This window comes from Gordonia aurantiaca (assembly GCF_039939235.1).
In the GTDB taxonomy this organism is placed as follows: Bacteria; Actinomycetota; Actinomycetes; order Mycobacteriales; family Mycobacteriaceae; genus Gordonia.
Genome location: NZ_JBDUUF010000014.1, coordinates 64930 through 71473 on the forward strand (window position 1 = coordinate 64930; position 6544 = coordinate 71473).

The 6544-nt window shown below is 67.5% G+C and carries 7 protein-coding genes and 1 pseudogene; 6 read left to right on the forward strand and 2 right to left on the reverse strand.

What is annotated here, in order from left to right; all coding sequences use genetic code 11:
* The first annotated feature begins 47 nt into the window (after positions 1–47).
* The 5 genes and pseudogenes from ABFT43_RS20860 to ABFT43_RS20880 all read left to right on the forward strand — a co-directional run.
* Positions 48–1355, forward strand: a complete 1308-nt coding sequence (locus ABFT43_RS20860; RefSeq protein ID WP_347962189.1) for an AI-2E family transporter — start codon at positions 48–50, stop codon at positions 1353–1355.
* Positions 1356–1423: 68 nt separating this feature from the next.
* Entirely contained in the window at positions 1424–2503 is a 1080-nt protein-coding gene (gene ychF, locus ABFT43_RS20865) for a redox-regulated ATPase YchF (protein WP_347962190.1), read from the forward strand.
* Positions 2496–2855 carry a zinc ribbon domain-containing protein YjdM gene (locus ABFT43_RS20870; RefSeq protein WP_347962191.1) on the forward strand — a complete coding sequence of 120 codons (360 nt, stop codon included), beginning with the start codon at positions 2496–2498 and terminating at the stop codon, positions 2853–2855. The genes ychF and ABFT43_RS20870 overlap by 8 nt, the downstream gene beginning before the upstream one ends.
* Positions 2856–3023: 168 nt before the next feature.
* The gene (locus ABFT43_RS20875; RefSeq protein WP_347962192.1) at positions 3024–3491 is read left to right on the forward strand and encodes a VOC family protein; all 468 of its coding nucleotides are present in this window, start codon (positions 3024–3026) and stop codon (positions 3489–3491) included.
* A gap of 34 nt (positions 3492–3525) precedes the next feature.
* Positions 3526–3906, forward strand: a pseudogene (locus ABFT43_RS20880) (GNAT family N-acetyltransferase); the annotation flags it as partial.
* 120 nt (positions 3907–4026) lie between these two features.
* Here ABFT43_RS20880 and ABFT43_RS20885 read toward each other — a convergent pair.
* A complete protein-coding gene (locus ABFT43_RS20885; RefSeq protein WP_347962200.1) occupies positions 4027–4521 on the reverse strand; it encodes a hypothetical protein in 495 nt (164 codons plus the stop codon).
* 113 nt (positions 4522–4634) lie between these two features.
* On the opposite strand from ABFT43_RS20885, the gene ABFT43_RS20890 reads away from it, so the two are divergent.
* The gene (locus ABFT43_RS20890; protein WP_457590205.1) at positions 4635–5981 is read left to right on the forward strand and encodes an amino acid permease; all 1347 of its coding nucleotides are present in this window, start codon (positions 4635–4637) and stop codon (positions 5979–5981) included.
* Positions 5982–6163: 182 nt separating this feature from the next.
* Here the strand turns inward: ABFT43_RS20890 and ABFT43_RS20895 are convergent, their stop codons facing one another.
* A complete protein-coding gene (locus ABFT43_RS20895; protein WP_347962194.1) occupies positions 6164–6514 on the reverse strand; it encodes a helix-turn-helix transcriptional regulator in 351 nt (116 codons plus the stop codon).
* Positions 6515–6544: the final 30 nt, after the last annotated feature.

The following is a 6544-nucleotide window of genomic DNA, read 5'->3' on the forward strand; positions in this document are numbered from 1 at the left end:
GAATGTTGGTGCCGTTGTCGTCGCGTCGACACCGCATTGTCTTCGCGATGTGTGAGGATCTTCGCGTGACTGAATCGGATGACCAGCGTCCGGACGACGCGAGCAAGGCCGGCGACTCGATCCCGGTGGGCGCAGACGCCGTTCTGGGGGGAGACGCGGTTCTCGGCGGTGCGGAGGAGAAGGCCTTTCCGACCCGCGCACAGGTGATGTTGGCCGGACTGCGCTCCTGCGCCATCGTGTCCGCCGAGATCGTCCTCGTGGTGGCGGCGCTGTGGGTGTTGTTCTGGCTGCTCGGCAAGTTCTGGGTGGTCCTGCTGCCGGTGCTGTTCGCCGTCATCGTCTGCACGATCCTCTGGCCGCCGGTGCGCTGGCTGCGCAATCACAACGTCCCGCCCGCAGCGGCGTCGTTGCTGATGATGCTCGTCGGGATCGGTGTCCTGTCCGGTGTGATCGCGCTGATCGTGCCGTCCATCGTCGACCAGACGCCCGAACTGGCGAGTCGCGCGATCGAGGGCATCAGGCGCCTGCAGGACTGGGTGCAGGGCCCACCGCTCAACATCAACGACGAGCAGCTCGACAACATCGTCAACACGATCACGCACAAGTTGCAGTCGAGTGCGACGACCATCGCGTCAGGCGTCTTCAGCGGCGTCGGCACCGCGACGTCGTTCCTGGTGACGCTGTTCACGACCTTCGTGCTGGTGTTCTTCTTCCTCAAGGACGGGCCGAAGTTCGTGCCGTGGCTCGACCGGTCCGTCGGGAAGCCGTCTGGCACCCACGTCGGCGAGGTGCTGGTCCGGATGTGGAACAGCCTCGGCGGCTTCATCCGCACGCAGGCGATCGTCAGCTTCGTCGACGCCGCGCTCATCGGCATCGGCCTGTTCGTCCTCGGCGTCCCGCTGGCCGGGGTCCTGGTGGTGGTCACCTTCCTCGGCGGCTTCATCCCGATCGTCGGCGCCTTCGTCGCCGGTGCCCTCGCGGTGCTGATCGCGCTCGTCTCCAACGGACTGACCACCGCGCTGATCCTTCTCGGCGTCATCCTCGCGGTGCAGCAACTCGAGGGCAACGTGCTGCAGCCCTGGCTGCAGGCCAAGTCCATGGACCTGCACGCCGTCGTCGTGCTGTTGTCGGTGACCCTCGGCGGCACGCTGTTCGGCATCACGGGCGCGTTCCTCGCGGTCCCGGCGGCGGCGTCGCTGGCGGTGGTGCTGCGCTACATCAACGAACAGATCGCCGAGCGGGCCGGCGAGACCCTGGCGCCCGAGGGGACCCCGGTGACGGAGCAGGTCGGCGTACCCGACGAGGACCCGCCGCAGTCGAAGAACCCGTTCAACCGTCTGCGAGGACGCGACTGACCGTCTGAACGGTCCCGAGCCCGACGCAGCGTCGGGTGCCGTGGCCGGTGCCGATAGACTGGGCCCCCGTGAGTCTCACCCTGGGAATCGTCGGTCTGCCCAACGTCGGTAAGTCGACCCTGTTCAACGCCCTGACCCGTAACGATGTGCTGGCGGCCAACTACCCGTTCGCCACCATCGAGCCCAACGTGGGCGTCGTCGAGCTGCCGGACAAGCGGTTGAACCGCCTCGCCGAGATCTTCGGCAGCGAGCGCATCCTGCCTGCCACGGTGTCGTTCGTCGACATCGCCGGCATCGTCAAGGGCGCGTCGGAGGGTGAGGGCATGGGCAACCAGTTCCTCGCCAACATCCGCGAGGCCGACGCCATCTGCCAGGTGGTCCGCGTGTTCGCCGACGGAGATGTCGTCCACGTCGACGGCCGGGTCGATCCGCTCGCCGACATCGAGGTCATCGAGACCGAGCTGATCCTCGCCGACATGCAGACGCTGGAGAAGGCGATCCCGCGCCTGGAGAAGGAGGCGCGCAAGAACCGCGACACCGCCGACACGCTCGAGGCCGCGAAGAGGGCGCAGGAGATCCTCAACGACGGCAAGACGCTGTTCTCGCAGAAGGATTCGTTCGACCTGACGTCGGTGCGCGAGCTGCACCTGATGACCGCGAAACCGTTCCTCTATGTCTTCAACTCCGACGAGTCGGTGCTCACCGACGAGGCCCGCAAGGCCGAGTTGCGGGCTGCGGTCTCCCCTGCGGACTGTGTCTTCCTCGATGCGAAGGTGGAGAGCGAGCTCCTCGAACTCGACGAGGAGGACGCACAGGAGCTCCTCGACTCCATCGGCCAGGACGAGCCGGGCCTCACCTCGCTGGCCCGCGCCGGCTTCCACACGCTGGGCCTGCAGACCTACCTGACCGCGGGCCCCAAGGAGGCGCGCGCCTGGACCATCCACCGGGGCGACACCGCGCCCAAGGCCGCCGGCGTCATCCACACCGACTTCGAGAAGGGCTTCATCAAGGCCGAGATCGTGTCGTTCGACGACCTCGACGAGGCCGGCTCCATGGCTGCCGCCAAGGCTGCGGGCAAGGTCCGCATGGAGGGCAAGGACTACGTCATGCAGGATGGCGACGTGGTCGAGTTCCGCTTCAATGTCTGATCGGCTGCCGCCCTGCCCGGAGTGTGCGCAGGAGTTCACCTACGAGCAGGGTGCGCTGCTCGTGTGCCCGATGTGCGGCCACGAGTGGTCGGCGTCGGACGGGTCTTCGGAGGACGCCGAGTCGTCCGCGGTCAAGGACTCGGTCGGCAACGTGCTCGCCGACGGTGACACCGTGACCATCGTCAAGACCGTCAAGGTCAAGGGCGGTGGCGGCGGGGTCATCAAGATCGGCACGAAGGTCCGCGGAATCAGGCTCATCTCCGACGGCGTCGGCGACCACGACATCGAAGCGACGGTCCCCGGTTTCGGGAAGATGCAGCTGAAGTCGAGCGTGGTGAAGAAGGTCGTCTGAGGTTCGACGACCGACTCCGTGTCGTCCACGATCTCGCTGCGTCCTGTCCCGGAAGGCGGGAGCAAAGCACCGGGATCTCGTCATGGTGCGACGTCGACGCCCATGGCCCGAATGCACGCTGACCGCGATTCCGGGATGCGGACCCGCGCGCGGGGTTACCGTGGCCCCATGTCCATCAAACTCGAGAACGTCGGAATCGCCGTCCGCGACATCGAGGAGGCGATCGCCTTCTTCACCGATCTCGGCCTCGGCGTCGTCGGTCGGGACGAGGTCAGTGGCGAATGGGCCGACACCGCAGTCGGTCTCGACGGCAACCACGCCAAGGTCGCGATGCTCCGAACCCCGGACGGGAACGGAGAACTGGAGCTTTTCGAGTACGTCCATCCCGACGCGATCGAGACCGAACCGACGCTGCCCAACGAGATCGGGATGCATCGTGTCGCGTTCTCCGTCGACGACATCGACGCTGCGCTGGACATCGCTGCGCGGCACGGATGGCATCCCTTGCGCGGTGTGGCGAACTACCAGGACATCTACAAGCTGAGCTACCTGCGCGGGCCCAGCGGCATCATCGTGATGCTGGCACAGGATCTGACGAAGAACCGCCCGAATCCCCGACCCGCGGGCGGGGCGTGAAACCGCCTGCGGAAGTGCCCGATACGACAGACCGATGGACCCACCCGTCCGTCTTCGCCCCTGCCTCGGCCCGTCCGAATACCCGGTCCTGGTGGACGTGTGGCGCAGCGCCGTCGACGCCACTCACCATTTCCTCTCCGCGCACGATCGGGACGAGATCGAGGGCCAGATGGCGTCGGCCCACCTACCGGAGGTCGAACTGACCGTCGCGGATGTCGACGGGAGCGCGGTCGGGTTCGCCGGAACGTTGGTGACGCGGCTGGAGATGCTGTTCGTCCGCGCCGAGGCTCGCGGGACGGGCGTCGGTAGCGCTCTCCTCACGCACGCGGTGAGCACGGCGGGTGTGCGATCCGTCGACGTCAACGAACAGAACGACCTGGCCGTGCGGTTCTATCGGCGACGCGGCTTCGAGGTGATCGGCCGTCGCGCGCTTGACGAGGCGGGGCGGCCGTATCCGCTCCTGCACCTGGCGCTGGTCGACCAGGCGTCGAACACCTGGCCCCACACCGCCCGGCGCGACGTCGAGCCGGGTGCCTCAGGGCACGGAGAACGTTGTGAGGCCCGGCGTCACATTGCCCGGCACCGCCTGCAGCATCACGATGGTCACCCGGCCCGATCCCGTGCGGACCGTCGCCTCGGGTGGATGTCCGTGGAGGCCCGGTGACATCCGGGCCATCCCGTGCGTGCCCGTGGAGAGGTTCAGCCACCGCACGTCGCCGGAGATCAGGCAGCCCCAGCGGTCGCGCTCGCCACCGGTGATGGTGACGACACCGGCCTGTCTCCCGACTTCCACGGCACACCGGATCGCCGGCGCGTCGAAGCTGCCGTTCGGATTCCCGAGCGGCGCGGGGTTGACCTGGAACGGGAGCAGCGTGGGGGCTGCGGCAGCGACCGAGGGGGTTGCCATCAGGCCGACCGCCACCACCGCGGAGACGAGCACGCGGACACGATTCACGACGAGCCTCCTCGGTCGGTTCTCCCAGTGTCCGCGCATGTCGCCGCCGCGTCGAGGGGCGACGAGGTTTTGCATGGTCGTCAAGCGGGCACCACCCCGCGGTGAGCAACTCGTCGTCGAGCCGGGACGATGCCCCGGCACAGCCCGCCGACCGGCTCGGGTCGAGTCTGAAGCCAAGGCACATCACGATGATCTCGATCGCCGGGGTGATCGGTGCGGGTCTGTTCGTCGGATCGGCGGAGGCGATCGAGAAGGCGGGACCGGCGGTCCTCATCTCGTACGCGCTGGCCGGAACCCTCGTCGTGCTCGTCATGCGGATGCTGGGCGAGATGGCGACCGCCGACCCCGACACCGGTTCGTTCTCCGTCTACGCCGACCGTGCCCTCGGACGATGGGCCGGGTTCTCCGTCGGATGGCTGTACTGGTGGTTCTGGGTGCTGGTGATCCCGGTCGAGGCCACCGCGGCCGCGGCCATCCTCACCGACCTCATCGGTGGCGCCCAATGGATCTGGGCACTGGCCGTCACGATCGCGCTGACGGTCACCAACCTCGTCAGCGTCGGGAACTACGGCGAGTTCGAGTTCTGGTTCGCACTCATCAAAGTCCTTGCGATCGTGGCGTTCATCGTCGTCGGAGCCCTCGCGATCCTGGGTCTCGTCCCGAGTTCGGGCGTCAGTGGGCTGCACCATCTGTGGGAGCCGGATGGGTTCATGCCCAACGGTTTCGGCGCGGTCATCACCGGACTTCTGGTCACGATGTTCTCGTTCATGGGCACCGAGATCGTGACCATCGCCGCCGCGGAATCCCCGGACCCGAAGCGCGGCATCACCAGGGCGGTGAACTCGGTGATCTGGCGGATCTCGCTGTTCTACCTCGGCTCGATCTTCGTCGTCGTCGCCCTGATGCCCTACGACCGGCTCGACGACGGGTCGTACCAGTCGGTGCTCGATGCCATCGGCCTTCCGGGATCGGCGCTGATCATGGATCTGGTCATCCTCACCGCCGTCGCGTCGTGCCTGAACTCCGCGCTCTACACGGCGTCACGCATGCTCTACTCACTCGGCAGCCGTCGCGACGCCCCGCAGGCGGTACGGTCGCTGACGGGCAACGGGGTTCCGTGGGTCGCGGTGCTGGCGTCGATGGTCGTCGGTTTCGTGGCGGTGATCGGCAACTACGTGTTGCCGGACAAGATCTTCGGCTATCTCCTCGCCACCAGCGGCGCCGTCGCGCTGTTCGTCTATCTGAGTGTGTCGGCGAGCCAGTTGGTCCTGGGCCGCGCGCTCCGGGCGAGGGGAGAACGTCCGCCCGTCCGCATGTGGTTGTTCCCGTACCTGACCGTCGTCGTCATGGCGTTCATCGTCGGAGTCCTGGTGCTCATGGCCTTCGACGACGAACGGCGGGAGGCCATCGGGTTGTCGGTGCTGTCGGCCGTGGTGATCGTGACGATCGGCGTCGTCGTGCACCGGCGTCGGCAGGAGCCGGATGCCGCGACCGAGCGGCGGCCCCCGGTGCGTCAGGGATCTCGCGGTCGCTGACCGGTTGTGGCGCCTCGGTCCGGCGTGAAGGGGCATGGGTGGGGCGCGGAACGGGCCGATGGGCCGGCGCAGCGGCGACTCGGCGAACCCGGCGCCTGCGTGCTGATGCCGGTAGCCGAATGTGGGCGACGAAGTCCGTTCGGATGACTGCGCCGGCGGACACCGGCAGAACCGGAGACCGGTCAGCGGGCCCGATGAGTGCCCAGCAACAGGGCCATGAGCTCGGCCCGGGTCGAGGCGCCGAACTTGTGCAGGATCGACTTCACGTGGTCGCGGACGGTGTGCGACGAGATCCCCAGCGAATCGGCGATGGCAGATGTGCCCATCCCGGTGACGAGGTGGTCGACGACCTCGCGTTCGCGCATCGAGATCCCATGTGCGACGGCGATCACGGGTGCGATCGCCGACGGGCGTGCGGCCTCGATGGTGACGACGACACTGGGGTAAGTCCCCTGGGTTGGTGGGGTTTCGGGGCTGGAGCCGGACGGGATGGACTGTGCCCGGTGTGTCTTGAGGGCTTTGGGGTGGGTCATCGCGTAGTGGTCAGTGAGTTACCTACCAAG